The organism is Kiloniella laminariae, from assembly GCF_027214005.1.
GTDB classification, from domain to species: Bacteria; Pseudomonadota; Alphaproteobacteria; order Kiloniellales; family Kiloniellaceae; genus Kiloniella; species Kiloniella laminariae_A.
In genome coordinates, this window is sequence record NZ_JAPWGY010000013.1 from 1 (window position 1) to 24,025 (window position 24,025).

Sequence of the window (24,025 nt, forward strand, 5' to 3'; positions counted from 1 at the left end):
CCCATGAAACACCTCCTCCCGAAAGTGAATCATAGAATACCGCTTTTGGGAATCCCGAAACCGATTCAGATCAAAAGAAAAACGCTTTAAAATGGGCGATACCCCGACGCCCGGGGAGTTGCAGAATTTCGACCGGGCACCCCAAAGCTTGATAAACCTCTTTAAACGGCTCGATAGCAGCCGTCGTCAGATCATTACCACTAATCACTCCGATTTTTTGTGGACAGGTATAGATGCCTTGAGAATGAACCTCCCCAATAGCTCCCCAGCTGAGAACAAAAAACAATGCAGCAAGAAGAACCAGCTTCATACTTTATCCCTTAACAAGGAACTCCTGCCTGCAGAATAACACTATTATACCGGGCAAAACAGACCCTGACCTCTCCCAAAAAGACAATAGCTCCAATTCGGCAAATATTCCAAGGCATGACAGACTCCCCGAGCCTCTTGACACCAACTTGCGACTGACAGCTTTCAACACTCAAAAGTTGTGTACACGACAAAGGAAATACCTGAGAATACAGCGACAGGAGAATATGACAATCTTCAGAAAGCGCTTGAAACCCGGTGATGCATTACGACAGTGCTGTACGGATCCGGCTTAGCTGTGTCGGGGTAATTCCGATATGTGAAGCAATGTGATACTGGGACAAACGGGCTTCTAGTTCGGGATAGCGTTCGCGAAAACTCAGATAACGCTGGGTCGCATTCTCCTGCACCAGGGCGACTTCACGGCTTTCCTTGGCCAGGACCCAGTTCTTTTCCAGATAGAGAATATGAAACCACTTCAGGTCTTCATATTGTTGCAACAGCTCACGGTACTTGTGAAAGTTCACCGTGATCAACCGGGTTTCTTCCAGCGCCTGGATTGAGAAATCCGACGGTTTTTGCTCTAACAGGGAAACCATTGACCCCGGATATGTCCCCTCGGGAAAGAAGACCTTGTTGTATTCGTTTCCTTTTGTATCTGTGACATAGAAACGCAACAACCCGCTGAAAACAAAACCGAATGACGAAGGAATCTCGCCCGCGAGAAACCATACAGCATGGCGCTTTAATACCCGGGGCGAGAGAATGCGCGAAAATTCATTCCAGGTCTGATCAGACAGGGAACAGTATTCTTCCATCGAAGCACGCAGAGTTTCAATCGCAAGCAAGCCCCAGCTGTCTTTGTTTTGTCGAGCCACCGTCATTCAACACAGCACCGTAATTTCAGGAAATAAAAAAGGGTGAGCAACAAGATGCCTTCCCCACCAGATTAAGCCTCACTTTTCTTCTGTTCGACAACAGGGAATATTTTTACTGGGTTACCACAGCTGCTTTGCCTTTATGATCAACCTTCATATCTTCCAGAACAGCGAAAGGCTCGTGCTGATCGAGATATTGGGAAAAGCGGGCCATAAAGGGCGTAAACTCCACCCCCAGGTAATGATAAAGTGGTGCGTGGATAATTCTCCCCCCCTTCTGCGGCACAGGTAAAACTTCTCCCTCGGTAATTTTTGTCATCATTATAAAATCGGTATAGAGGAACGACCCGATTTCCCCTGTTTGATAGGCTTTTACCAACTCTTCCGAGCTGTTAAAGACCTTTCCACGATGGTTTTTCATGTAATTTTCCTGCCAGATAACCCCAAAAAGATATCCGGTCGGGCGCGTCTCGCGTACTTGCAGATCAGGGTGCAGCCAAAGAGATCCATCTTGGTAAAACATCGGACGACTGGAGCGGACAAATTCACGACTGTAGTGAGGTTCAACAATATCAAACCGGTGAAGCTCACCATCAACCTCCATACTGTTAAACAATGATATTCCCCGCCGTCCCGGTACCGCCAGGACAGTCACAGAGCAGCCAAGCGCATCATAGACAGATTTGAGGATTTTTTGGCTGGTCTGATCCAGAAAGCTGTTGCTGACAGACGATACAACCTGTGGACAGCCTCCTTCACCTTCAGCCAGAACCCGCCCGGGGAACAAAAAGAGAAAAAAGAAAGCACCAAGCAGCTGGAGATATGATCTTTTCACCTGCACGCCCCCCAAAGAAAGAACAGTCGGACTCTTGCCGACGACCAGGAATTATCTTGCTCTCCATCTGAGAGCTGAACATGGCCTTCATTGGGTTCCCACAACAGCTTTTTCGATATTTTCATCTCTTTTTTCGATAAATGAAAAAGGTTCATGCTGGTCGAGATATTTGGCAAAACGCCTCATAAAGGGAGTGAATTCAGCGCCAAGATAATGATAGATCGGTGCACGAACAACCCTCTCGCCTTTTAGGGGAATGGGAGAAATTTTGTGAGAGGAAACCTTAACCTCCATCGCAGAATCTGTATAGAGGAAAGACCCGATCTCTCCATCAGTATATGCCCTCAACAGGTCATTAGAGTTGCTGTAGGATTTCCCTCTACGGTTCTTCATATAGGTTTCATGCCAAAGAATGCCGAGAACGTATCCAGTCGGAATCTTATCCCGGACCAAGGGATCCGGATGGACCCACAGTGACCCGTCTTCATAAAACATAGGGCGTCTTGAACGTACAAATTTGCGGCTGTACTGAGGCTCAACAATATCAAAACGCAGGACTTCACCGTCGACATCCATATTGTTAAATAACAGAATTCCTCGACGCCCGGGGACATCCAACACTGTTACCGGGCACCCCAGCTCAGCATAGACGGATTTAAGAACCTTCTTGCTTATCTCGTTAAGATAGCTGTTGCTGACAGAGGACAGAACTTGGGGGCAGACACCATCTCCTTCGGCCTGCGCTAAACCAGAGAACAAAGTCCCAACAAACAGAATACCAGACAGCTGGAGATACAATCTCTTCAACGATTACAGCCCTTCATTTATCCGTACTGTACAAGATCAATAGTACACGAATAAACAATGGATTACGATCTTTTCGTTAACCAGCAACCGAAGCAGGAAAAACAATTACGCCTACCAGCCGGAGGCTTTATTCCTTTGCGGAGCATTCGCTCTTGCCCGCGAAAAACAACAGGGAAAAACCATCGGTATAAACAGAAAAAAGAAAAAGGGCTGCAGCATCTGCCGCAGCCCAAGTTAAGCTAACCTGACACAAACACCTAAAATGTCAAGCCGCCTTCCAGTTCCTCTAATACCTCAATTTACCGGGTCAAGGCAACGGATAAGTACTTTTATTCTCGTCACAATTGCTCAATTTCCCAGCAACAGCATCAAAAGACAAAAGCGCTGTCGGGATCGGGATGATGCTTTACTTGATCATCCCCAACAAATTGCCCTTTTCGTCAGGATCAGAACCCTTCGAGAACCAGTTTGCCTTTTGCCGCCCCGGTTTCGATTTTTGCGTGGGCTTTGCCAAGGTTTTCAGCGTTAATCGGCCGTATGACCTCATTGAGAGTGCTGCGCAAGTGCCCCTTGTCAATTTCGGTTGCGATGTGATTCAGAAGTCTGTGCTGTTCGATCATATCCGGCGTCTGATGCATGGATCTGGCAAACATGAATTCCCAATGCAGGCTGGCGGCCTTCATTTTCATTCCGCCCATTGGCATCGGCAGATCCGTGTCATCAATTGAGACAATTCCTCCCTGGGGGCGGATCAACTCAACCGCGGCATCCCAATGACGCATGTCATTGAAAATGGCGATATGATCGACAAAAGTCATCCCCAGCGCCCGGACCTGATCGACCAGCGAGTGATGGTGATTGATCACATGGTCAGCCCCCAGTTCCTTTACCCAGTTGATCGTTTCCGGACGAGAGGCTGTGGCAATCACGGTCAGTCCGGCCTGTTTGGCCAATTGAATGCCAATAGATCCGACACCCCCGGCGGCACCGATAATCAGAATAGTCTGCCCTTCATCTTTACCCGCCGGATCTATCGCCAAGCGATCGAAAAAAGCCTCATAGGCGGTGATACTGGTCAGCGGCAGGGCTGCGGCTTCCGCAAACGAAAGGCTTTTCGGCTTGTGGCCGACAATACGCTGATCGATCAACTGATATTCGGCATTGCTGCCCGAACGGGTTATATCACCGGCGTAGTACACCTCATCTCCCGGCTGAAACAGGGTCACATCCGGGCCGACGGCCTCGACAATCCCACTGGCATCCCACCCCAGAATACGTGGCACCTCCTCTACCTTATCCTTGGGAGCCCGGACTTTGACATCGACCGGATTAACCGCCACTGCTTTGATGGCAACCAGCAGATCCTGGCCTTGCGGCAGGGGTTTGGGCAAATCAAGATCAAGAAAAACCTCTGGATGATCCACAGGGAGATAACGCGTCAGGCCAACAGCTTTCATTTCATTTTTCCTTTAAAAATCGTTTGGTATCGTTGATGTCAACGGGAGAACTCAACCGTGACGAACACCAGCGTACTCTTGCCTGTATTCGTCAGATCGTGAACAAAGCCGTTCTCGGAAGTAAGGTCGGCAAAATGCCGGGTTTCCCCGGCCTGATAGATGATGTCGACCTCCCGCCCGTCACCAAAACAGGATCGCCCCATACCATCGGTCAGAACGCTCCAGAAGTAAGGACGGTCATGGCGGTGGGCGGGCAAGCGCTCTCCCGGCTCAAGCCGTAGATGCCACACCTTCATCTCCGCTGTTTCCAACACCAGCTCAGTGCCGATCCGGTCATTTGTTGCAGCGGCCAGAAACTCGTCATTTCTGGAGCTGCTCACTGGTCTCCTGCCTTCTGCCCGGCCGGTTGATAATCCGCGTAACCCTTTGCCGTACCACCAAACAGCGTCGCCGGATCAAAGTCTGTCAGGGCAAGTTCTTCCCTGAAACGCCGCGGCAGATCGGGATTGGCAATAAAAGGACGCCCATAGGCCACCATATCGGCCAAACCTTGTTCCAGAATTTTGGCCCCACGTTCACGGGTATATTTCCCGGCAACAATTATGACGCCCTGATACACAGCCCTGAGCTGGTGACGGAATGCCTCGGGGATAACCGGTGCATCTTCCCAATCCGCTTCAGACAGGTGAATGTAAGCCAACCCGATACGATCCAGCTCTGCTGCTGCCAAGAGGATGGTCTCAATGATTTCCTCATCCGCCATATTGCGCTGAGTGATATAGGGCGACAGACGGATACCGGTCTTCTCTGCACCGATTTCTCCGGCAACAGCTTCAGCAACTTCCACCAGAAAGCGGATCCGGTTTTCCTGCGTTCCACCATAAGCATCCTCGCGGTGGTTGGAGGAACGACGCAGGAACTGGTCGATCAGATAGCCATTGGCCCCATGGATCTCGACACCATCAAACCCCGCGGCCACAGCATTGGCCGCCGCTTTGCGAAAATCCTCGACCACCCCGGGAATTTCTGCCAGCGCCAAGGCACGCGGCAAAGGACAATCCACCATTCCCCCTTCTCCGCTCACGGGATCCACAACCCAGACCTGGGCATCCGGGGAAAGGGCCGAAGGTGCCACAGGCTTGCCATCGTGGTGGAAGGTTTCATGGCTCATACGTCCCACATGCCACAGCTGCAGAAAAATCTTGCCGCCTTCAGCATGAACCGCATCAGTAACGCCTCGCCATCCCGCAACCTGCTCGGGCGAATAGATTCCAGGGGTAAAGGAATAGCCCTGCCCTTGCGGCGAAATCTGTGTGGCTTCCGTAATGATCAATCCGGCAGAGGCGCGTTGCCCATAGTACCTGGCCATCAAGGCATTCGGGACGTCGCCCGGCTGGGTTGTCCGGCAACGGGTCATGGGGGCCATTGCAATTCTGTTCGGCAGATCATTGGCACCAAGACGTAAAGGATCAAACAAGCTGTGACGCATGACAGGGGGCTCTCTCTAACTAGGGTCAAAAGGATAACTCCTGGAGGGATCATCAGACCGACCTCCTCTTCCCCTATGAGATAATTCTTGCCACATGATAAAATAATTGGGATTTTATCCAAAACATACTTCGGAAAATCTGAATAATGGATCATCTGGCATCGCTCAGCCTTTTTATACGGATCGTGGAAAAAGGAGGTCTCGCCAGTGCAGGGCGGGATTTTGGCCTTTCTCCTGCCGCCGTGACCGAACGCCTCGCCTCGCTGGAAAAGCATTACAATGCCAGACTGCTCAACCGGACGACCCGTGCGATCAGTCTCACAGATGAAGGACGTGTCCTGTTCGAAGGCGCGCGCAACCTGCTCAGCGAAGCAACAGATCTGGAAAGCCGCATCAGGCATGGCGTGGCCCAGCTCTCTGGTCCCATACGACTCAGTGCCCCGATTGATCTTGGTCGCAACCGTGTTGCGCCGCTGGTGGATCAATTTATCGAACACCACCCCGAGATTTCCGTCGAGCTGTGCCTGTCGGATGGCTACATCGACCTTGTGGCTCAGGGGATAGATCTGGCCCTGCGATTTGGCTCGCTCAAGGACAGCAGCCTGCACAGTAAAAAGATCGGAACAAACCGGCGTATTCTTTGCGCATCCCCGGCTTATCTTGCCAGACACCCGGCGCCTGTGCATCCTGATGATCTCAGCGAACACAACTGCCTGCTCATGCGCTTTGGCATGACCACAGACCGGGAATGGCCCTTTGTCATCGATGGTAAAGTGAAAAACTACAGTGTTCGTGGCAACCGGATTGCCAATGATGGAGCACTGGTAAAACACTGGTGTTTACTGGGGCACGGATTGGCTCTGAAGTCGCAGTGGGATGTCGAGCTTCATCTGAACAAAGGTGAACTTATCCCGTTGCTCGAGAATTTTTCTGCCCCGGAAAACACACTGCAGATCATTTACCCCGGGGGGAAAACACTGCCCAAAAGGGTCCGGACGATGATCGACTTCCTTGCCAGAGAGTTAGACAGAGGACCCGGCAGGTCCAAACAGCCTTTTGCATAAGATCCCGGTCAGACGTCAGTAATCGTTGTACCTAGGTTTGATCAATCCTTAAAGGGTAATCAACAACCAGCTCTCTCAGACGTTACACGTTGCCGCCCGCGGCTGTGTTTTTTAATCACAAAGCGCAAAAAAAAGGGGAAGCGAAAGCTTCCCCTGAAGTTTATTCACCAGAACATCGGCAGCAGACACCGGGTTCTCTCCCTCCGCAGGTCAGAAGCGGAGTATGGAGCGCGATCAAACCAATCAAAATCGCGGGCAAAGCCTTGCAGCAAGGACTTTAAGTGACCAAATCCTTTTTCTCCCGCTGTTAGAACCAGGGCAGAGAATAGGTTTTGACGTTGGTGTAGCTCTTCATCGCTTCGATCACGCCTTCCTTGTAACCCAGGCCGGAATCCTTGATGCCGCCAAAAGGAGACATCTCGATCCGGTAGCCCGGTACTTCCCAGACGTTCACAGTGCCGGTTTTCAATTCCTTGATGAAGCGTTTGATGTAATTGAAGTTATCGGTACAAACACCGGAAGACAGACCAAAAGCTGTGGAGTTGGACACGCGGATCGCATCGTCGATATCCTTGACCCGGATAATCGGAATGGCCGGACCAAAGGTCTCCTCGCGTACCAGTTCACAATCAAACGGCACATGATCGACCACCGTCGGGGGATAGAGTGCGCCTTCACGGTTGTTGCCATAAAGCAGCTTGGCACCCACCGAAACCGCATCATTGACCCGACGTTCAAACAGCATAGCTGATTGCTCGTCAATCACGGTGCCCAGATCCGTTTCCGGGTCCATCGGATCACCGTATTTCAGCTTCTTGGCTTTTTCCAGGATCAGTCGGGAAAGTTCATCAGCAACTTCCTCGACCACCAGAATGCGTTTGACCGCTGTACAACGCTGACCAGAGTTTTTGGTCGCGCCCGAAACCGCCAGCTCAGCCGCTTTGTCGAGGTCGGCATCTTCCATAACGATCAGCGGTGCATTGCCGCCAAGCTCGAGCACTGTGCGGCGATAACCGGCATTTTCAGCGATATACTTGCCAACCGGCACACCACCGGTAAAGGTCACCAGTTCAATATTCTTGTTGGTGATGAACTCGTTGCCGAGATCTTCCGGCAGGCCGGTGATGATCGACAGCATTTCTTTCGGCAGACCTGCTTCATAGATGATATCAGCCAGCAACAGGGCAGTCAGCGGGGTTTTTTCCGTTGGCTTGCAGACGATACAGTTGTTGGTCGCAATTGCCGGGGCGATCTTGTGCGAGATCATGTTTAGCGGGTGGTTGAAGGGGGTGATTGCTGAAATAGCTTTCAGCGGCTCACGTTCGGTATAGATCTTGCGCTGTTTGCCGTGCGGCGTGATATCACAGGAATAGATCTCGCCATCGTCCAGAATGCACATCTGCCCGGCAAGGGTATAGACGTCATAGGCCCGGCCGACTTCATAGAGAGAGTCTTTTTTGCACAGACCTGATTCAGCTGTAATCACGTCAGAAATTTCTTCCTTGCGACGGACCAGGGTCTCGGCAATACGGAACAGGATCTGCTGACGGTCATAACGGGTCAGGGACGAGTTATAATTTGCCGCAATCTCGAAAGCTTCGCGGGCATGCGCCGCCGTACCACGAGGCACTGAACCAACAACTTCATTGGTATAGGGGTAATGCACATCAATGCGGCCTTCGGTATCCACCAGTTTACCGGCAATGCGCATCGGCTCGTGGCCAATAATCTTTACAGACATAGCTATATCCTCAATTCTACCGGTTATTCGGCGTAGTTTACGGAGCAATAGAAGGCATCAAAGTTCCGCAGGCGCATGTCAGACGGGATCCCCGGCATCGGACGGTTGCTGATGAACGGTACTTTCTGTTCTGTCAGCCCGCCGTGGGTGCGCAAGGGACGGTCCAGCGCCGAAAGATCGTGCCGGGATTCCGATGTTCCGATCGCCAGATGACGTTCAGAGATGACAATGATGTCACCCATACGGTCTTCCGGTAGCTCCAGCATGGCACAACCGGCAGGTCCAGAAATCGCCAGCTCAACACCATCAACCGCGGAAAGACGCTTTACTGCTTCGTCAGTTGAAACGCCCTTGGGCAGATAGGCCGTAGCAAAAGACCCCAGCGCACCATGGTGCACCACATAGGGATCTGTGATCGGCAGGATAACCCGTGCCTGGTCCTTGCCGTACCACTCATCCAGCAGATCCTGCAGATAAAGCACATTCGGCTTGCCATCAGCGGCGTGTTTCGGGTTCATCCCGTGATCCGCTGTCAGGGTCAGAACCGCCCCAAGGGCATCCAGCTGGGCCCAGTAGCCATCCATCATTTCATAGAAAGCCAGCGCGCCTTCTTCATCAGGGGCATACTTGTGCTGGATGAAGTCGGTGGTGGAGAGATACATGATTTCCGGACGGACTGTTTCCAGCAGCTTCACACCAGCGGCAAAGACAAATTCGGACAGATCAGAACTGTATACGGACGGAACGGGCTTGCCGACAAATTCGTTGACGTTTTCAATACCATTGTCCGCGATTGTGGCTGCATCAGATTTTTCAGCAGAGAAACAAATCGCATTGCCCTTGCTGTAATCCAGACCATGGCCCAGCAGCAGGCGAAGTTTGTCCTTGGCAGTCACTACGGCAACTTTGGCCCCCGCATCCTGATAGGAAGAGAAAATGGTTTTGGCGCGATAATAGGTCGGCGCGTTCATCAGTTCTTCTTCACCAGTCTCCTGATTATAGAAGTAGTTGCCGCAGATCCCGTGATAACGTGGCGGGCAACCGCTGACGATAGAGAGGTTGTTCGGGTTGGTGAAACTTGGCACCACGGATTCAGCAATCCGGTTGGTGTTCACGCCGCTGTCGATCAGCTTTTTCAGCCAGGGCATCCGCCCGGCTTTCATGGCCACTTCCATATAATCCGGTTCGCTGCCATCGACACAGACAACCACGATGGGGCGTTCGGAACGTTTGTAAAGGCGGCCATTGGCCTGAACGAGTTTACCAGCACTCATAGGATATCTCCCGATTTTAGTGTCTTTACCGCAGGCCTGTTTCTTTTCAAAAACAGGCCTGCGGTAGGAATGTAATTTTTAGGCAGCAGCGGCAGGTGCGCAGTTTTTCACGCCCATTTCCACGATGGTTTCCTTGATCACAGCCAAGGCTGCGCGGATGTCATCATTGCCCATGCGACCGATACAGCCAACCCGGAATGAATCTGCCACTGTCAGCTTGCCCGGATAGATCAGATACCCGCGCTCGGCCAGACGGTCATAGAAGTTCTGGAAATCAAACTTCGGATCGGTCGGCTTGTGGAACGTCACGATAATCGGGGCCTGCAGATGATCGGGCAGCAGGGTTTCAAAACCCATGGCCCGCATGCCATCCACCAGGGTTTTGCAGTTGGACGCATAACGACCACCGCGGCCTTCGACACCACCTTCTTCCTCGAACTCGCGGATCGCCTGTTCAAAAGCAACGATACAGTGTGTCGGCGGGGTAAAGCGCCACTGATCGGTCTTTTCCATCTGCACCCACTGGTCATAAAGATCCAGCACCAGCGAGGGCGCATTGCCTTCGGTCTTTTCCAGCACCGAACGACGGACCAGAACAAACCCCATCCCCGGCACACCTTCGAGGCACTTGTTCGAAGATGCCGCCACAGCATCAAAGCGGATCTTGCTGGCATCAACCGGCAGCGCGGCAAAGGCGGACATGGAATCAATCAGCAGCGAACGGCCGTGCTTTTCGACCATATGGGCCACTTCGGCAATCGGGTTCAATACACCCGATGTTGTCTCGCAATGGATTACCGCAACGTGGGTAATCGCCTTGTCAGCGCCCAGACGGGCATCGAGATCGGCAACACTGACCGGCTGATCTTCCGGGTACTCAAGAATTTCGTAGGCCCGTTTGTAATAATCACAGATCTTGGCCATGCGGCGACCATAGGCACCATTGACCAGTATCAAAAGCTTGCCGTCCCGCGGCAACAGTGTCCCCAGCATCGCTTCTACAGAAAAGGTTCCGCTGCCCTGAAGTGGCACACAGACGAAATCATCCTTGCCATTGATAATGTTGAGCAGGCTGCTGCGCACACGGCGGTTGATCTCGATGAACTTTTTGTCCCGTGACCCATAGTCATGCAGCATGGCCTGTTTGGTTGTCACAGAAGTTGTCAGCGGGCCTGGTGTCAGCAACCAGGGATCACCAGATGGGGAAACAGCAACGGCAGATGTCTTGTCAGACATAAGGATCTCCTCGTTTGATCCGAAAGCGTAAGGACCGACAGGGCTGAACCCTGAACAATCCCGGGTTAGAAATTCTTTGGTCCGGAACCCGCCTGTGCGATTTCTCTGCGAGCCCTCCGAACGTCTTGCTCTATATGCCGCGACTCTGTATCATAAATCAAATCGATACTTTTTATATTACAAATTGGTTTGACCTATGAATCATGCGCAGATCAGAGCGTTCCACGCCGTGGCCAGTGAAGGCAGCTTTACCAAGGCTGCCGACGTCCTCAATGTAACCCAGCCGACCCTGTCTGGTCAGGTCGCTGCCCTGGAAGAAACCTATGGGGTAAAACTCTTCGAACGCCGGGGACGTGGAATCGAGATCACCGAGATCGGGCGCCGCCTGCATGCCGTCACCCTGCGCCAGTTTGCAGTAGAACTCGAAGCCGAACAGGTGCTGCTTTCCGCCCGGGGCCTGATGTCGGGCCAGCTCCGCGTCGCCGCCGATGCCCCCTATCATGTGGTACCACTGCTCGCGACCTTCAGCAGACTTTATCCGGGGATCAATTTCTCCATGAGCTTCGGTAACTCGCAACAGGTGTTACAGGGTCTGTTCGAGCGTAAATCCGATGTGGTTATCATGCCCAACATTCAAGAAGATCGCCGCCTGCATGCCGCCCCGCTCAAACGGGAACCCCTGATCGTCTTTGTCGATCGCAACCATCCCTGGGCTGCCCGGCGCAGCATCAGCATTACCGAACTGGTACATCATCGCATTATCCTGCGTGAAAAAGGTTCCGTCACCCGCAAGATTTTTGAAAGCGCGCTGGAAAGCGCGGGCGTCAAACTGCTTGAAACTCTTGAAATCGGCAGCCGTGAAGCCGTGCGCGAAGCTGTGGCTTCCGGTCTGGGTATCGGGGTGGTGTTCGAAAGCGAGTTCGGCAACGACACCCGCCTGCACGGCCTGACCGTCAGGGATGTCCAGCTTGAGGGGCTGGAATATGTCGCCTGTCTGAAAGAGCAAAAAGACAGCCCGGTTATCCGTGCTTTTTTTGACCAGATCCAGAGCTCGACAGCATCAGGTTTCGTCAAATAACACGAACGGTCCGCAAGATTTCAGTCCCCGTAGTTCAAGGAAATATCGTCTATTCAATCGTTATTGGTCTAAAGTCTCGATATACTCTCGTGATCTACTGGCTCAAAATTTTTCAATTCGACCTTTATAACAGTATTCGGCGCATCGCATCAAAAGCAGACATGAAATGATCCAATCGCTCCCCCGAACTTTCAGACTATTCCTGCTATGGGGAATCCTCACATTTCTGTTCGGCCTGTTTACGATCGACCAGCGTCATGACCTCTTGTCTGAACAGCTGGAACAGCAAGCACAAAGTCTGTCACAAGGCCTGTCCCAACGTGCAGACCAGCACGATGCTCACCTGACCAATCTCTCTGCCCTGGTCAACACCGGAGAAATCCCGCCACTGGCACAGATGGTTGAAGTTGCCCAGACAGTTCAAAAATTCTATCCCCGCATTCTGGCCATTGATGTTATCTCACTCAATCCGGATTCACCGCTCTGGATCATGACCACCCGCCCCCGGGATCAGACCACCGAACTGTTGGCCTTGACCATTAAAGAAGCAGCCGTGACATCCACTGGAGCACTGGCTCTTTTGCCCCTTGGAGATTTGACCGGTCTGCCTCTTTCCGAAACCCGCGGGCAATACCTGCTGGTCAAACGGTCCCCGAACAGCCCCGCTGCACGCTATGGCCTGGCCCTCACCATCGACAGTGCACAACTGGTAACGGCAGAAACTTCTTTCTCAAACGATGTTGACCTGTGGCTGGATCTCCCCTCGGGAGAGAATATTCTCTCCCCGGCCGGGAACGCCTCATCTGTATCGAACAGCTCTTTGACGGAAAGCTGGATGACCCGACTGATCTCACCAGATGCCCTGACCTTTGAACAGCAGCTTGGAAGCCAGAGCCAGCCCCTCACCTTGCGGGTCAAACAATCCCCGCCGTTGAACAGCCTGCTGCCTTTAACGGTTATTCTTGGGTTCTCGGCCCTGCTAGCCCTTGCCCTGTTGGGAGGGAACACTCTGTTAAAACAGAGATCTGCAACCAGAGACGCTCAGGCAAAGGCCCTCTTGGGACGACAGGAAGCCCGGATTGCACAGGCCTCACGGATCAATTCTCTGGGGGAAATGGCATCAGGCATTGCCCATGAACTGAATCAGCCGCTGACAGCAATTCTAAGCCAGAGCCAGGCGAGTCTGCACCTGCTCAAAAGCACCCCCCTCAAACGGGATGCATTGATCAGTGCATTGGAAGCAAACGTGCTGCAATCCAAACGGGCCGGTGAGATTTTGACCCGACTGCGCAACTGGACAAAACGTGATGCTACCGTCGTGCAGCTTATTGATCTGAACCAGATCATCCGCGGGGTTGTTGATTTAATGAACACAGATCTGAAAGAACGCAATATTGTTTTACAGCTGAAACTCGACAATCAACCATTGCTCAGTAAATGCGACCCCGTCCAGATCGAACAGGTTATCTTTAATCTGGTACGTAACAGCGCTGAAGCTATCGAAGACCAGAAGGATGATATTAGGCGTATTGCCGTGGAAAGTAGAGCACAAGGCAACCAGAATATTATTCAGATCAGCGACAGTGGCTGTGGCATCCCAAGCGAAACACTTCCGCGGCTGTTTGAGCCCTTTCATTCAACCAAGGAAAACGGCATGGGTCTTGGCCTTTCACTTTCTGAAAGTATCCTTCAACGTTTCGACGGCACCCTGACACTGATCAATCAATCCGGCGGCGGTGCCTGCGCAACAGTCTCGCTACCTTCGGCATCGCCAGCAGCTGGCAAAAAATAACGGACCCGACAGAATGTCTGAAAAGATGATTTATCTCGTTGATGATGACGCAGCAGTACGCGAAGGACTGACACTGCTGCTCGAAACCATTGGCATGAAGGTACAGGGGTTTCCCGATCCGTTTTCCTTTCTCGACAAACTCGCCGCTCTGGCTCCCGGCTGTATCATTCTCGATATTCGGATGCCCGGGCTCTCCGGCCTCAAGCTTCAGGAAAGGCTGGTTGCAGCCAACAGTGACTGGCCCATTATCGTTATCAGTGGTCATGGGGATATCAATGCCTGTCGGCAGGCTTTTCGTAATGGCGCTGTTGATTTTCTGAGTAAGCCGATTGACGAGCAGGACCTGATCGATGCAATCCAGAAGGCGCATGCGCAGCTGGACAGGCATGAAAACCAGTTGGCCGAAATCACCGAAAACCGGGATCTTCTTGATCAGCTATCCAGCCGGGAACGGGAAATTCTCAACATGATAACCCAGGGCTGGACAACCAAGGAGATTGCCTTGTCTCTGGCCCTATCGCCGCGCACGGTTGAAAGCCATCGTAAAAACATCGCCACAAAGCTTAAAACCACATCGGTGGCTGAAATGACCCGCATTGTCCTCGAAAGTGCCCCGGCAACCTCATAGAACTTCAAAACGCTCCTTTCTCTCCGTAGTGCTACGGAGTATGCCCCCGGACGCTACGAATATGGCTGCTGCTCCCGGGATGCTACAACAACTCCAATATAAACCCCGCGTTCCCTATTGGAGTATGTCCTATGAGCAACACGTCTATCCTTAAATTCTCCCGTAATTTTGGTGCAACCGCGTTGGCTTCCATGATTTTTCTGTCAGGTTTGTCTTCGGTACAGGCTGCAGAACTGCCCAGTTCTCCCTACCTGCCTCTGGAACTGGCCCAAAAGGCCGCGGATGCAGCCATGGCCCAGTGTATCGCTGATGGTTTCAATGTTTCGGTCGCCGTAGTGGAGCGTTCTGGCGCAACCAAAGTCCTGATCAAGGGGGATAATTCCGGCCCGCACACCGTCGGCAGCAGTACAGGTAAAGCTTTCACCGCCGCCAGCATGGGACGCAACACCCTCGATCTGGCCAACTTCCTTAAAGAACACCGCGAGCTGGATGGTCTTCGGGACATGGATCCCCGGATGGTGATCCTCGGAGGTGGCTTGCCGATCAAGATCAATGGCGTTCTGGTCGGCGGTATCGGTGTGGGCGGTGCCCCAGGTGGTGACAAAGACCAGGTCTGTGCAAAGGCTGGCCTCGACAGTATTGGCGCTGAATAACCTGGGTATTTTCCGATACCTTGACCCGGTTTCGCTTGGGGAGGCCAAAGTGCCTCCCCAATCCTTTTCAGGCAACTATTCCGCCGATACAAAACCCGGCTGATATCCCTTCGTCTCAAGCTCTTGCTGATCTGATGAAATCCGGGCAAGCAGCTTTTCACCAGAGTCATCGCCGGCTGGTCTGCCGTAACGCTCAAAATTGACCAGCTCGGCCAGTGGCAAACGCGGCCTCCAGCCCGCTGATTGCAGTTCCGGTTTATCAAAAAAGCGGGAAACATATCCCAGACAGATATAGGCCACCGGCACCACCCCCTCTGGAATTTCCAATAGCTCCTTTAAAGATAGCGGGTCCAGAATACTGACCCACCCCAGTCCAAGCCCTTCTGCTCTGGCAGCAAGCCACAGGTTCTGTACAGCACAGACTGAACTGTAGACATCCATTTCCGGAATGTGTGTCCGCCCCACAACCACCGGTCCGGCCCGCTGTTTGTCACAGGTAATACAAATATTGATCGGGGCTTCAAGAATGCCTTCCAGCTTGAGGTTTCGATAAACTTCGCGCTTGTCCGCAGGGAACATTTCGGCAGCTTCATTATGCGCTTTGTCAAACAAACGACGGACCTGTTGTTTGGTCTCACCCGACTTGATAACAACAAAATTCCAGGGCTGCATAAAACCGACCGAAGGCGCATAATGAGCCGCCATCAACACACGGCTCAGGACAGATTCAGGAATACTGTCCTGCAAGAACTGGCCCCGCACATCCCGCCGTGAAAAGATTGTCTGATAGAGCGCCCGTCGGTCTCCATCAGAAAAACGGAAGGCCTCGCTGACGGCGCCCTGCCTGTCAGCAGCGGAGGAATTTATATCTGCTATTACGGTATTATTGTTCAGAATTTCCATATCAGTCCCCTTTTATGGGAAAGCCTGCTTTCCAGACATGCTTTTGTATCTTTTCAGGCCGGTCTTCTGACTCAGGTTCCTCTTGGTCAGGCCCCTTCCCGGAAAACTCTCCAGTGGGCATTTGCCTGCCAATCCCCTTCACAGCGCTGGGCACGTGGCGGATTTTCACCGCCTTCCCGATTATTCTCGTATCCGCCTCACTTCTGAACCGTTCAGACCAGTCATCAGCAAGCCAGGGAACAAGACACCTGAAAAAAATGGAGCCGGATAAAGCATTACCCGGCCCATGATACTACGAAGAGAAATCTGTCAAAATCAAGGGTGTACGGAAGAGTAAAATCACATCAAAAAAATCATAATAAATAATAATATCAGATAGATAACATACTAATACGACCACAAAATCCTTTCAGTGGCAAAATGTCACAGACAACACCTGCCTTAATCACAGCAACAACCGCCTTCTGCAGCTACAGTTTTGTATTCACAACCGTCTGTGATATCGTGATCGTGTTTTCGGGAATGTACTTCTCTTGATATCACCACTTTTTAGCGGGTTTTCTTGCAATGATGACTGCCCGATCAATGCTGTCCCCCCTTAGACCCCTCACTCTGGTTTTGTTCTTCTTTGGAATAAACCTGCCCCTATCTCCTCTCGTTCATGCAACCGAAAACTGCACTTCCTTTTCCGCGAACGGGATCAACAACTGGTACCCCTTTTCCTATCGCACCGATAAAGGCGAACTGACAGGAATTGTCATTGACGGCATGCGCGAAGCTCTGGCGCGGATTGGCCTGACCATGGAAGTCCAGGACGACCGCCCGTGGAAACGCATTCTCTATGATCTGGAAACAGGCAACCTGGATATCGTGCTCGGGGCCTACTGGAACTCGGAACGGGCTTTAAAATACCACTACTCTGAAAAGATCGGCACCGATGACCTTAATGTATTTGTCAAAGCCGGAAATGAATTCCCGCTCTCTACCCCTGAAGACCTGATCGGGCGTACGGGCCTGAGACTCCTTGGCGGCTCCCTCGGGGATGATTTTGACCATTTTGCCAAAGAGCATCTCAACTTTGTTCAGGTCCCCCAAAGCGACAATATGATCACCATGCTGGTCAACGACCGGGCTGACTATGCTGTTTTGGGGTATGTCGAAGGCCTGCAACATATCCGCGATCTCGGCCTCAAAGGTCAGGTTAGCGTTCTGCCTGAACCGATCCTCTCCAATGCCATGTATGCCCTGATAAACCGCGAAGCAAACTGTGCCAAACGCCTCAGGGATCTCAATGAAGCCCTGCGAGCCATGCAAAAGGAAGGGGTAATTGAACAGATTATCACCAGACATATGGGGCTTATTACCAGCAGGGCAGAATAAAGAACCCTGTTCCTGTATTTATTGCGTCATGAATCCTGGCTGTTCGCCCCCTGCCTGAGCGGCATTATGTCACTTTGCCTTTGTCTTTTTGACCCTCAAGACTGTTGTGATCAGAAAGTACAGGACAGCCCGGCAAGATATGCAGAATCCTCCAGACAAAGACAGTGATCTCTATGAGATCTATATGGCCGAGCAAACCGCAGAGCAAAAGGCAGCGCAGTCTCATCAGAGTACAGCCGTACAGCAGGCACAAAGCCTGGCACCCGAAAGTGCCTGGGGGCCATTAGACAGCCTGCCCGGTAACCCCATGATGTGGATCCTGATTATCAGCGAGTTGATGGTCTTCGGTTTGCTGCTCGCGGGATATTCGATCACTTTTATCAATGAACCGGACCTGTTCCGAGAATCTCAAGCCCAGCTCAGTCGCCTGATTGGTGGCTTGAACACGCTCATCCTGATCACCAGCGGTCTCTTTGCGGCTCTGGCGAACGAGGCCAGCAAAGAAAACAGACATACTCTTATGCAGCGCTATCTTCTGGTCACAGCCTGTTTTGGAATTCTGTTTCTCCTGCTGAAATTTTATGAATACACCGACAAGGCCGCGCTGGGTATCTCGATCGAAACCAACAGTTTTTATACCCTGTTTTATCTTATGACAGGCTTTCATGCTGCCCACGTTATTTTCGGTCTGGCGATCCTTGGGCTGGTCAGCCGATACAGCAGCCGTGAAAATATCCAGACCGCCTGTGCCTTCTGGCATATGGTCGATCTGATCTGGCTTATTCTCTATCCCGTTCTCTATCTTGTCAGGTAAATCATGCCCTTTTCACTCAATCTATCCGCCCCGGGAACCAGACTGTTGCTGACCTGGGCTTTGATGTCGGGCCTCACCGTGATCAGTATCATTTCTGGCGATGCCCTTGAAACACAGGGGGACACAGTTCCACTTGGACTTGTGTCCGTGATTGTCCTGATGGGCGCAACCCTGTTCAAATGCCGCCTTCTCCTGCTGGATTTCCTGGAACTGCGCTCTTCTTCAGCTGGATGGCGCAGAGGTTTTATCTTTGCCATCTTTCTGATTGCCGCCATGATTACCGGGGCTTACATGCTGGCCTGAAACCTTTTATCCCCGGATAAATTGATAGCGCCGATCATAATTTCCGCATTTTCAAGAAAACTCTGGCACTCTTCTTGGTACGCCATGATTAATAAGAGCGATCTCTGAACATCTAGATAGATGAAACGGGCCATCGAAACTGATCGGGGAAAATACCCCGCGCGGTAATCTTCTTTCTGGCAGGTCTGGGTTAGCATTTCCTGTCATCGGGTGCGTATTCTGTTTTACTCTGCCCCCTTGCCTATTTATAACAGCCATATAACATTTGAGATATTTGATAGCGGTGTCCTGATTTCAGGACAGAACGGCACCAAAAAGCAAACAGGCGCAATAAAATGCTGGAAAATGCACGGGATGACGCAGGGAACGCTGCACGATGGTGAGGGGAAAAAGATAAAATGACCGAAGATGTAAAAGCCAAACTCTCGGAATATCGCGACAGCATTGATAATATTGATGCGGCCTTGATTTATCTGCTCTCGGAACGTTTCAAGGTCACTGAAAAAGTCGGCCTGTTCAAAAAAAAATATGATCTGCCGCCAGCTGATCCGGATCGGGAACAGCGCCAGATCACCCGCCTTCGGGAACTGGCCAAATCTGCCAAACTCGATCCTGATTTTTCCGAGCAGTTTATCAACTTCGTCATTGAAGAAGTTATTCGCAATCACAAGAAAATCCGCAAAAGCTGAGGAATGGCTTCTGCCCTTTAAAAGTCCTGCAGGATTTTATATTTCCGCAGGGCTTTTTTTATCACCCCGCTTTACCACAACCAGAATAACAGAACCCAGCTATAGGTCGGGACAAGGAGACCGGCAAAGATCGCGGTCACCCCGATCAAAGAGCGCCCAACGGGCACAGCCTGCTGGCGTAATATTGACCACACCAGCCACAAAGACCAGGACAAGGCCCCCAGAAGAAAGACCATCCTCAAAGGCGAAACCCAGTTCAGATCAAATCCGTCGGCCCGTAACAGGGTAAAGGTCTGGGCTGAAAGACCCAGGATCACACCGCCCCCGGCAAAGGGGATCAATCCTTGCGCCAGATGGTGAAAACGCTGCCATTGCCACGCCCCGGTCACACGCACCGCCAGTGCCAGTGACAAAGAAACAGCCAAAGACAAAAACAATGTTGTCGCCGCGATGTACACCAGAAGGATTGTGCCATCCAGCAAGGTCAGAACGTCATTCTTTTCCGCGTAATCCGTCAGTATCCACCAGGGAAATGTTGTTTCCAGCGGCCAGATCATCCCCTGTTCCACCAGCCAGAAAGCAGCCCCCTGTTTCAGATCGATAAACCAGGGGCTGGACGACCACTGGAATGCGCCAAGCGCAACGCCAATCAGTCCGACAATAATCAACAGGCTATCCCAGCGATGGGCACTGTGGGCAGAGACTTCGACAATCTCTTCATTGGGACGACGTGCCTGTAACGCAATGGCATTGCGAAAACCGCTACAGCGCCCGCACATATGGCAAGGAGAAGCTGACTCCATTGTCCGGATCGGCACCAGAGGCGCACAGTTGACCATCTGGCGTTTCTGACCTGGAGGACTGGCATCCCAGGCTGCGCGGTCAACGCCGTAGTGCATGGGAGCAAGTTTGGACAGAAGGCCAAAGACCCCACTGACCGGGCAAAGGTAACGGCACCAGACCCTTTTGTTCCGGCCATAGAGATAGCCGATCAGTATGGCGCCAACAGTCGATCCCCCCAGGATCAGCAAAGCCGCTTTGGGATATTGATACACCGAAATCATCTGACCATAGACTGTCGTCAGGACAAAGGCCGTAAAAGGCCAGCCCGGCCACTTGACCCAACGGGGAATAGCCAGCCCCCGCCCCCGTTCACTGGCAAATTCGGACAAGGCGCCTTCGGGACAAAAGACCCCGCACCACAAACGTCCGAACAGAAGCATCGAGATCAGCACGCCTGGCCACCAGATCCCCCAGAAGACAAACTGGGCAAAGGTCGTCAGATCATTCCAGATATGGGCGGCAATGCCAGGCAGCGGTAAAAAAGCCGGCACAATCAATAGCAGAGCATAAAAAATCACTACGCCCCACTGGACCCGGCGGATCAGAATCTGGTGTTCCTGCAACCAGATCCCGGCACCCGCCAGCCACCGGGCTTTCCTGTTTCGGGTTGAATCGCGGGATGAAGAACAGACAGTCACACCAGCTTCCTCTCTGACACAACTCCACGCGAACAAGGTTTCCCAAACCAGCGCCCCAGAAGCATAATTCCACCCCAGAAAATCACCCAGCTCGCGACAGTAACCAGATCAGGAGCGGCCCGATACCCCGTCAGGGAAGCGATCATCCCGCCCAGTCGTCCCGTGTCGTCCAACAACCAGCCGAGATCCCACAACGGATCCCCGTAGGGCAGGAAACCAAGAGAGATCAACTGTCCGATCCCCGTAACAAAAAGGGCACAGGCCAGAAGCAGCAACAGCCCCTCCGACAGCCGGAAAAACAGCGACCAGGAAAGAAACCTTCCCCCCAGCTGCAGCAGCTTGTAAGTCAGGAGCGCCAGCGTCAGTCCCGCACCAGCTGCCATAACCAGTTGAAGCTTGTCCGCGATGGGTCCCGCCGCAAGCATGCCGTAAAGAAAGACAACTGTTTCGCTGCCTTCTCTGGCAATCGCGATCAACGCCAGGACAAACACGCCCCACCACTGGCCGCTTTCTGCAGATTTTGCCAGGCCTTGTTCCAGATCCTTTTTGAGATTCCGCCCTTTTAGCCGCATCCAGAATACCATCTGGACAATCAGGACTGTCGCAACCAAGACCAGCCCTGTCTGCAAGAACTCCTGTGCTTCGCCTGTAAAACTCTCGGCAAACCCGACCAGCGTTACGGCCAGAAGCACAGCTGCAACAAGCCCCGCAAGCACACCGCCCCACAGATAACGTCTTCCTGGAGAAGCAGCAGCATTATGCGTGATCCAGACATTGAGAATACCGACGACAAGCAGCGCCTCGATACTTTCGCGCCAGACAATAAAAAAAACCTGCATCGACATGGGATATCATCCTCTCGTCAAGGAACCAGGGTTACTCCGCGACCCTTTCAACGGGAATATTCACGGGGTAAAACTGTTCTGGAACAAACCGTCTAGCGCGCAACAATCAACCCGTGGGCGCTTTCCTTATCCAGATGGAATTCATCGAAAAATTCATAGCTGCCAGGCGAGAGTTTCCGGATCACCACAAAGGACGTCGCCCCCGGAGAAAGAACCTTTTCCTTGCGCAGGCGCAGGCTTTCAAATTCAGCAGGCATTGTCCCGGTATTCCGCACAATAATCTTGAAGGTGGTTCCCGCCTCGACCTCAATCCGCTGTGGTATCAGCTGCCCATCCCGCATTTCGAGATCAAAGCTCGGCAGGTCCGAGGCCGCAGACATAGTGCTCAAGACAAATAACCCCAGAGCAGCAATAATTCCGCTCCTTACCCAGCCGAATATGCATCTGTTATGACCAGAGCTGCTTTTCATGTTCCTGCTCCTGACTTCAGCAAGAGTTACAAGGTAATATCTAGTTAGGATATTGAGAGGGAGCTGCAGCTTTCCCGCAACGGTGCAGCGCAGCTCCGGGATGTCTGCAGGCTTAATAGCTGCCGACCTTGCCAACGCCGGCAAAAACAAACTCATAGCTGGTCACCAGCGGTTCAAACCAGGGGTCAACACCGGTTTCCTTGTCAACGTGACGGCCGAAGGGAGCAGATGCACCGCTGCCTGGAGGCGAAACCTTGAAATCCAGTCGATATTTACCCGGCCCCATCAGTTTGACATTGTCGCCATAATGCGGGCCATCATCAGCCACCATCGGCATCAAGGGGCCTGATTGTGTCTCGCCGCTATCCAGTTTGGTCAGGGTGTAATACACACTCAGATAGGGAACCCACTCCCCTTCCGCCATACCGTTGGGATTGTTTGCCAGGGCATGGATATCTGCTTCAAGATGGATATCCGAGTCCACCGCGGGGCGCATCATACCTGCAGGTTCCATCGTGATCGGCTGCAGATAAACTGCCGCGACTTCCAGTCCTCCGGCTTCTTGCGGCATACCTATCGGGTATTCTTTGGCTTGCGCAAAAGGAGTTGCCAGAAAAGTTGCCACGACAAAAGCTGCCGCACCCATGGAAAGGCCGTTCATCATCTTTACCTCTGATATCAAGTTGATCACGCCTCTGATGAAGCGATGAAACTACGCTAGCAAAGTTAAAGATGCATTGCGAATAATTCTTATTGGCAAATTGTCGCAGTCAATTAACGACTAACGTTCAGGCAACGCCCGCAGGTAATACCAGCGTCCGCCCTTTTGCCGGAACAGGCTTTTTTCGCGCTGCTCATTGACCAGACCATTGACCACCGAGCGGGCGACAAAAAGTACAAAGCCTTCCTTGTCTTTCTTTTGCCCCGCGCCTGTCGCCAGGATCTCCAGACCAAGCCAACGGCTGTCCCGCGCACGCAGCAACGTACCGATGGGATCGAACTGTTTCTGATAGGCAGGCCAGAGCGTCTCCTTAAGGTAGGTGACCTCTTCCTTCACATAAGCGGAATACCGCGAGCGCATCAGCTGCTCAGCCGTTTCCGGCAGAACTGTGCCGGAAATAAAACGGGCGCAGCAGCTTTCATAGGAAGCGTCACCCCCACAGGGGCAGGGGGTGATATCAGCGCTCATCAAGACCTCCCATGATTGCCTTCAGATTAAAGTAGGGACAGATCAGAAAAGTGATTTTTTCAGCCGGGCCAAAGCTTCAGTTTGCAAATCACTGAGTGTATTCCCTTCTATCCGGGCAATCCGTTCGACCATGGAGAGAAGATCCCGCTTTTCAGTCACAGTCAGACTGCTGCGCAGGTTTTTACTCAAACGACGGATTGCTTCATCCCGATTGCTTGACTGCTCCATCAACCAGCGGGCATGCCCGGCGATCTCTGCTGCCTCTTTTGCGTTTGCTGCAAAGGTTCTTTCACACTCCGCGCGGATCGCGTCCAGTTGATCCCTGGTATAGTCACCGTCCATCCGGGCAAAAGCCGCCATAATTCCGGCAGCGGCCAGTCTGTTGTCGTCTACCTGATCCAACGGGTTGGCTTTTAACTTCCGGCTATAGCCAACCCGACGCGCTGCCGAGCGGATATCATCCGCCGCCTCGATCACATCGCGTGCCGCTGTGGTCGTTGCCCGCACCCGCCAGATAAAATAAGCCAACCCGCCAAGGGCACCCAGAATAGCAAGAAGAATATGCATGGTCCAGACTCGTGAAAATAAAGGAACAGGAAGAGCATCATCCCCTTTGATCTGGCTCTGTCAATCTGCAAACCCGCAAAGGTTGTGTTTCCTGCCAAATAAAAAGCAGGCTGCCTCGAGACAGCCTGCTTTTTATTTTTAAG

General features: G+C 52.3%; 27 protein-coding genes and 1 riboswitch. Of the genes, 10 read left to right on the plus strand and 17 right to left on the minus strand.

Annotation, left to right across the window (positions count from 1 at the left end; genetic code table 11):
- Positions 1 to 70: 70 nt before the first annotated feature.
- The 4 genes from O4H49_RS19220 to O4H49_RS19235 form a co-directional block, all read right to left on the minus strand.
- On the minus strand, positions 71 to 310 hold the full coding sequence (locus O4H49_RS19220) for a hypothetical protein (protein ID WP_269425068.1): 240 nt from the start codon (positions 308 to 310) through the stop codon (positions 71 to 73).
- Positions 311 to 575: 265 nt separating this feature from the next.
- Positions 576 to 1,193: a Crp/Fnr family transcriptional regulator gene (locus O4H49_RS19225; RefSeq protein WP_269425069.1), complete on the minus strand. Its 618-nt coding sequence runs from the start codon at positions 1,191 to 1,193 to the stop codon at positions 576 to 578.
- Between the two features lie 106 nt (positions 1,194 to 1,299).
- Positions 1,300 to 2,022 (minus strand): hypothetical protein, encoded by a 723-nt coding sequence (locus O4H49_RS19230; protein ID WP_269425070.1) that lies wholly within the window; start codon positions 2,020 to 2,022, stop codon positions 1,300 to 1,302.
- A gap of 87 nt (positions 2,023 to 2,109) precedes the next feature.
- Positions 2,110 to 2,829, minus strand: a complete 720-nt coding sequence (locus O4H49_RS19235) for a hypothetical protein (RefSeq protein WP_269425071.1) — start codon at positions 2,827 to 2,829, stop codon at positions 2,110 to 2,112.
- 57 nt (positions 2,830 to 2,886) lie between these two features.
- Between O4H49_RS19235 and O4H49_RS19240 the strand changes: the two genes are divergently transcribed.
- Positions 2,887 to 3,072 carry a hypothetical protein gene (locus O4H49_RS19240; protein WP_269425072.1) on the plus strand — a complete coding sequence of 62 codons (186 nt, stop codon included), beginning with the start codon at positions 2,887 to 2,889 and terminating at the stop codon, positions 3,070 to 3,072.
- A gap of 203 nt (positions 3,073 to 3,275) precedes the next feature.
- Here the strand turns inward: O4H49_RS19240 and O4H49_RS19245 are convergent, their stop codons facing one another.
- The 3 genes from O4H49_RS19245 to O4H49_RS19255 are packed head-to-tail and all read right to left on the minus strand — an operon-like array spanning position 3,276 to position 5,775.
- A complete protein-coding gene (locus tag O4H49_RS19245) occupies positions 3,276 to 4,286 on the minus strand; it encodes a zinc-binding alcohol dehydrogenase family protein (protein ID WP_269425073.1) in 1,011 nt (336 codons plus the stop codon).
- A 38-nt stretch (positions 4,287 to 4,324) separates the two neighbouring features.
- Entirely contained in the window at positions 4,325 to 4,666 is a 342-nt protein-coding gene (locus O4H49_RS19250) for a cupin domain-containing protein (RefSeq protein WP_269425074.1), read from the minus strand.
- Complete coding sequence (locus O4H49_RS19255; protein WP_269425075.1) at positions 4,663 to 5,775, minus strand: alkene reductase; 1,113 nt, start codon at positions 5,773 to 5,775, stop codon at positions 4,663 to 4,665. The genes O4H49_RS19250 and O4H49_RS19255 overlap by 4 nt, the downstream gene beginning before the upstream one ends.
- A 146-nt stretch (positions 5,776 to 5,921) precedes the next feature.
- Between O4H49_RS19255 and O4H49_RS19260 the strand changes: the two genes are divergently transcribed.
- Positions 5,922 to 6,839 (plus strand): LysR family transcriptional regulator, encoded by a 918-nt coding sequence (locus O4H49_RS19260; RefSeq protein WP_269425076.1) that lies wholly within the window; start codon positions 5,922 to 5,924, stop codon positions 6,837 to 6,839.
- A gap of 307 nt (positions 6,840 to 7,146) precedes the next feature.
- Here O4H49_RS19260 and phnY read toward each other — a convergent pair whose 3' ends face one another.
- The 3 genes from phnY to O4H49_RS19275 form a co-directional block, all read right to left on the minus strand.
- Complete coding sequence (gene phnY / locus O4H49_RS19265) at positions 7,147 to 8,580, minus strand: phosphonoacetaldehyde dehydrogenase (protein WP_269425077.1); 1,434 nt, start codon at positions 8,578 to 8,580, stop codon at positions 7,147 to 7,149.
- Between the two features lie 23 nt (positions 8,581 to 8,603).
- Positions 8,604 to 9,854 carry a phosphonoacetate hydrolase gene (gene phnA / locus O4H49_RS19270; protein WP_269425078.1) on the minus strand — a complete coding sequence of 417 codons (1,251 nt, stop codon included), beginning with the start codon at positions 9,852 to 9,854 and terminating at the stop codon, positions 8,604 to 8,606.
- A 78-nt stretch (positions 9,855 to 9,932) separates the two neighbouring features.
- A complete protein-coding gene (locus tag O4H49_RS19275; RefSeq protein WP_269425079.1) occupies positions 9,933 to 11,090 on the minus strand; it encodes a 2-aminoethylphosphonate--pyruvate transaminase in 1,158 nt (385 codons plus the stop codon).
- 196 nt (positions 11,091 to 11,286) lie between these two features.
- Here O4H49_RS19275 and O4H49_RS19280 point away from each other — a divergent pair, with 196 nt between their 5' ends.
- From O4H49_RS19280 to O4H49_RS19295, 4 genes are all read left to right on the plus strand, one after another.
- On the plus strand, positions 11,287 to 12,168 hold the full coding sequence (locus O4H49_RS19280; protein WP_269425080.1) for a LysR substrate-binding domain-containing protein: 882 nt from the start codon (positions 11,287 to 11,289) through the stop codon (positions 12,166 to 12,168).
- Between the two features lie 166 nt (positions 12,169 to 12,334).
- Positions 12,335 to 13,960: a sensor histidine kinase gene (locus O4H49_RS19285; RefSeq protein WP_269425081.1), complete on the plus strand. Its 1,626-nt coding sequence runs from the start codon at positions 12,335 to 12,337 to the stop codon at positions 13,958 to 13,960.
- 13 nt (positions 13,961 to 13,973) lie between these two features.
- Entirely contained in the window at positions 13,974 to 14,588 is a 615-nt protein-coding gene (locus O4H49_RS19290; protein WP_269425082.1) for a response regulator transcription factor, read from the plus strand.
- 131 nt (positions 14,589 to 14,719) lie between these two features.
- A complete protein-coding gene (locus O4H49_RS19295; RefSeq protein ID WP_269425083.1) occupies positions 14,720 to 15,241 on the plus strand; it encodes a GlcG/HbpS family heme-binding protein in 522 nt (173 codons plus the stop codon).
- Positions 15,242 to 15,316: 75 nt separating this feature from the next.
- On the opposite strand, the gene bluB is transcribed toward O4H49_RS19295, so the two are convergent.
- Positions 15,317 to 16,144, minus strand: coding sequence for a 5,6-dimethylbenzimidazole synthase (bluB, locus tag O4H49_RS19300; RefSeq protein ID WP_269425084.1), 828 nt, complete (start codon positions 16,142 to 16,144; stop codon positions 15,317 to 15,319).
- Between the two features lie 38 nt (positions 16,145 to 16,182).
- Positions 16,183 to 16,359, minus strand: a riboswitch (cobalamin riboswitch).
- 352 nt (positions 16,360 to 16,711) lie between these two features.
- Between bluB and O4H49_RS19305 the strand changes: the two genes are divergently transcribed.
- The 4 genes from O4H49_RS19305 to O4H49_RS19320 all read left to right on the plus strand — a co-directional run bounded on the left by O4H49_RS19305 (position 16,712) and on the right by O4H49_RS19320 (position 19,330).
- Positions 16,712 to 17,524 (plus strand): substrate-binding periplasmic protein, encoded by an 813-nt coding sequence (locus O4H49_RS19305; RefSeq protein ID WP_269425085.1) that lies wholly within the window; start codon positions 16,712 to 16,714, stop codon positions 17,522 to 17,524.
- 139 nt (positions 17,525 to 17,663) lie between these two features.
- Positions 17,664 to 18,338 carry a cytochrome c oxidase subunit 3 family protein gene (locus O4H49_RS19310; RefSeq protein WP_269425086.1) on the plus strand — a complete coding sequence of 225 codons (675 nt, stop codon included), beginning with the start codon at positions 17,664 to 17,666 and terminating at the stop codon, positions 18,336 to 18,338.
- A gap of 3 nt (positions 18,339 to 18,341) precedes the next feature.
- Positions 18,342 to 18,641: a cytochrome C oxidase subunit IV family protein gene (locus tag O4H49_RS19315; RefSeq protein ID WP_269425087.1), complete on the plus strand. Its 300-nt coding sequence runs from the start codon at positions 18,342 to 18,344 to the stop codon at positions 18,639 to 18,641.
- 398 nt (positions 18,642 to 19,039) lie between these two features.
- Positions 19,040 to 19,330, plus strand: a complete 291-nt coding sequence (locus tag O4H49_RS19320) for a chorismate mutase (RefSeq protein ID WP_269425088.1) — start codon at positions 19,040 to 19,042, stop codon at positions 19,328 to 19,330.
- A gap of 71 nt (positions 19,331 to 19,401) precedes the next feature.
- Here the strand turns inward: O4H49_RS19320 and O4H49_RS19325 are convergent, their stop codons facing one another.
- The 6 genes from O4H49_RS19325 to O4H49_RS19350 form a co-directional block, all read right to left on the minus strand.
- Positions 19,402 to 20,811, minus strand: coding sequence for a 4Fe-4S binding protein (locus tag O4H49_RS19325; RefSeq protein WP_269425089.1), 1,410 nt, complete (start codon positions 20,809 to 20,811; stop codon positions 19,402 to 19,404).
- Positions 20,808 to 21,656 (minus strand): FTR1 family iron permease, encoded by an 849-nt coding sequence (locus O4H49_RS19330; RefSeq protein ID WP_269425090.1) that lies wholly within the window; start codon positions 21,654 to 21,656, stop codon positions 20,808 to 20,810. The genes O4H49_RS19325 and O4H49_RS19330 overlap by 4 nt, the downstream gene beginning before the upstream one ends.
- Before the next feature lie 92 nt (positions 21,657 to 21,748).
- Entirely contained in the window at positions 21,749 to 22,282 is a 534-nt protein-coding gene (locus O4H49_RS19335; RefSeq protein WP_331283776.1) for a cupredoxin domain-containing protein, read from the minus strand.
- A complete protein-coding gene (locus O4H49_RS19340; RefSeq protein WP_269425092.1) occupies positions 22,239 to 22,790 on the minus strand; it encodes an iron transporter in 552 nt (183 codons plus the stop codon). The genes O4H49_RS19335 and O4H49_RS19340 overlap by 44 nt, the downstream gene beginning before the upstream one ends.
- Before the next feature lie 117 nt (positions 22,791 to 22,907).
- A complete protein-coding gene (locus O4H49_RS19345; protein ID WP_269425093.1) occupies positions 22,908 to 23,315 on the minus strand; it encodes a YchJ family protein in 408 nt (135 codons plus the stop codon).
- Positions 23,316 to 23,357: 42 nt separating this feature from the next.
- Positions 23,358 to 23,882, minus strand: a complete 525-nt coding sequence (locus tag O4H49_RS19350) for a TerB family tellurite resistance protein (protein ID WP_269425094.1) — start codon at positions 23,880 to 23,882, stop codon at positions 23,358 to 23,360.
- Positions 23,883 to 24,025: the final 143 nt, after the last annotated feature.

Excerpts from the sequence above, each read along its gene's own strand:
- O4H49_RS19315 (WP_269425087.1), top strand. The coding sequence starts at position 18,342 with ATGCCCTTTTCACTCAATCTATCCGCCCCGGGAACCAGACTGTTGCTG.
- O4H49_RS19260 (WP_269425076.1), top strand. The coding sequence starts at position 5,922 with ATGGATCATCTGGCATCGCTCAGCCTTTTTATACGGATCGTGGAAAAA.
- O4H49_RS19350 (WP_269425094.1), bottom strand. The coding sequence starts at position 23,882 with ATGCATATTCTTCTTGCTATTCTGGGTGCCCTTGGCGGGTTGGCTTAT.
- O4H49_RS19305 (WP_269425085.1), top strand. The coding sequence starts at position 16,712 with ATGATGACTGCCCGATCAATGCTGTCCCCCCTTAGACCCCTCACTCTG.
- O4H49_RS19310 (WP_269425086.1), top strand. The coding sequence starts at position 17,664 with ATGCAGAATCCTCCAGACAAAGACAGTGATCTCTATGAGATCTATATG.
- O4H49_RS19320 (WP_269425088.1), top strand. The coding sequence starts at position 19,040 with ATGACCGAAGATGTAAAAGCCAAACTCTCGGAATATCGCGACAGCATT.
- O4H49_RS19245 (WP_269425073.1), bottom strand. The coding sequence starts at position 4,286 with ATGAAAGCTGTTGGCCTGACGCGTTATCTCCCTGTGGATCATCCAGAG.
- O4H49_RS19330 (WP_269425090.1), bottom strand. The coding sequence starts at position 21,656 with ATGTCGATGCAGGTTTTTTTTATTGTCTGGCGCGAAAGTATCGAGGCG.
- O4H49_RS19220 (WP_269425068.1), bottom strand. The coding sequence starts at position 310 with ATGAAGCTGGTTCTTCTTGCTGCATTGTTTTTTGTTCTCAGCTGGGGA.
- bluB (WP_269425084.1), bottom strand. The coding sequence starts at position 16,144 with ATGGAAATTCTGAACAATAATACCGTAATAGCAGATATAAATTCCTCC.
- O4H49_RS19255 (WP_269425075.1), bottom strand. The coding sequence starts at position 5,775 with ATGCGTCACAGCTTGTTTGATCCTTTACGTCTTGGTGCCAATGATCTG.
- O4H49_RS19290 (WP_269425082.1), top strand. The coding sequence starts at position 13,974 with ATGTCTGAAAAGATGATTTATCTCGTTGATGATGACGCAGCAGTACGC.
- O4H49_RS19280 (WP_269425080.1), top strand. The coding sequence starts at position 11,287 with ATGAATCATGCGCAGATCAGAGCGTTCCACGCCGTGGCCAGTGAAGGC.
- phnA (WP_269425078.1), bottom strand. The coding sequence starts at position 9,854 with ATGAGTGCTGGTAAACTCGTTCAGGCCAATGGCCGCCTTTACAAACGT.
- O4H49_RS19345 (WP_269425093.1), bottom strand. The coding sequence starts at position 23,315 with ATGAGCGCTGATATCACCCCCTGCCCCTGTGGGGGTGACGCTTCCTAT.
- O4H49_RS19240 (WP_269425072.1), top strand. The coding sequence starts at position 2,887 with ATGGATTACGATCTTTTCGTTAACCAGCAACCGAAGCAGGAAAAACAA.
- O4H49_RS19335 (WP_331283776.1), bottom strand. The coding sequence starts at position 22,282 with ATGAGTTTGTTTTTGCCGGCGTTGGCAAGGTCGGCAGCTATTAAGCCT.
- O4H49_RS19285 (WP_269425081.1), top strand. The coding sequence starts at position 12,335 with ATGATCCAATCGCTCCCCCGAACTTTCAGACTATTCCTGCTATGGGGA.
- O4H49_RS19225 (WP_269425069.1), bottom strand. The coding sequence starts at position 1,193 with ATGACGGTGGCTCGACAAAACAAAGACAGCTGGGGCTTGCTTGCGATT.
- O4H49_RS19340 (WP_269425092.1), bottom strand. The coding sequence starts at position 22,790 with ATGATGAACGGCCTTTCCATGGGTGCGGCAGCTTTTGTCGTGGCAACT.
- phnY (WP_269425077.1), bottom strand. The coding sequence starts at position 8,580 with ATGTCTGTAAAGATTATTGGCCACGAGCCGATGCGCATTGCCGGTAAA.
- O4H49_RS19295 (WP_269425083.1), top strand. The coding sequence starts at position 14,720 with ATGAGCAACACGTCTATCCTTAAATTCTCCCGTAATTTTGGTGCAACC.
- O4H49_RS19275 (WP_269425079.1), bottom strand. The coding sequence starts at position 11,090 with ATGTCTGACAAGACATCTGCCGTTGCTGTTTCCCCATCTGGTGATCCC.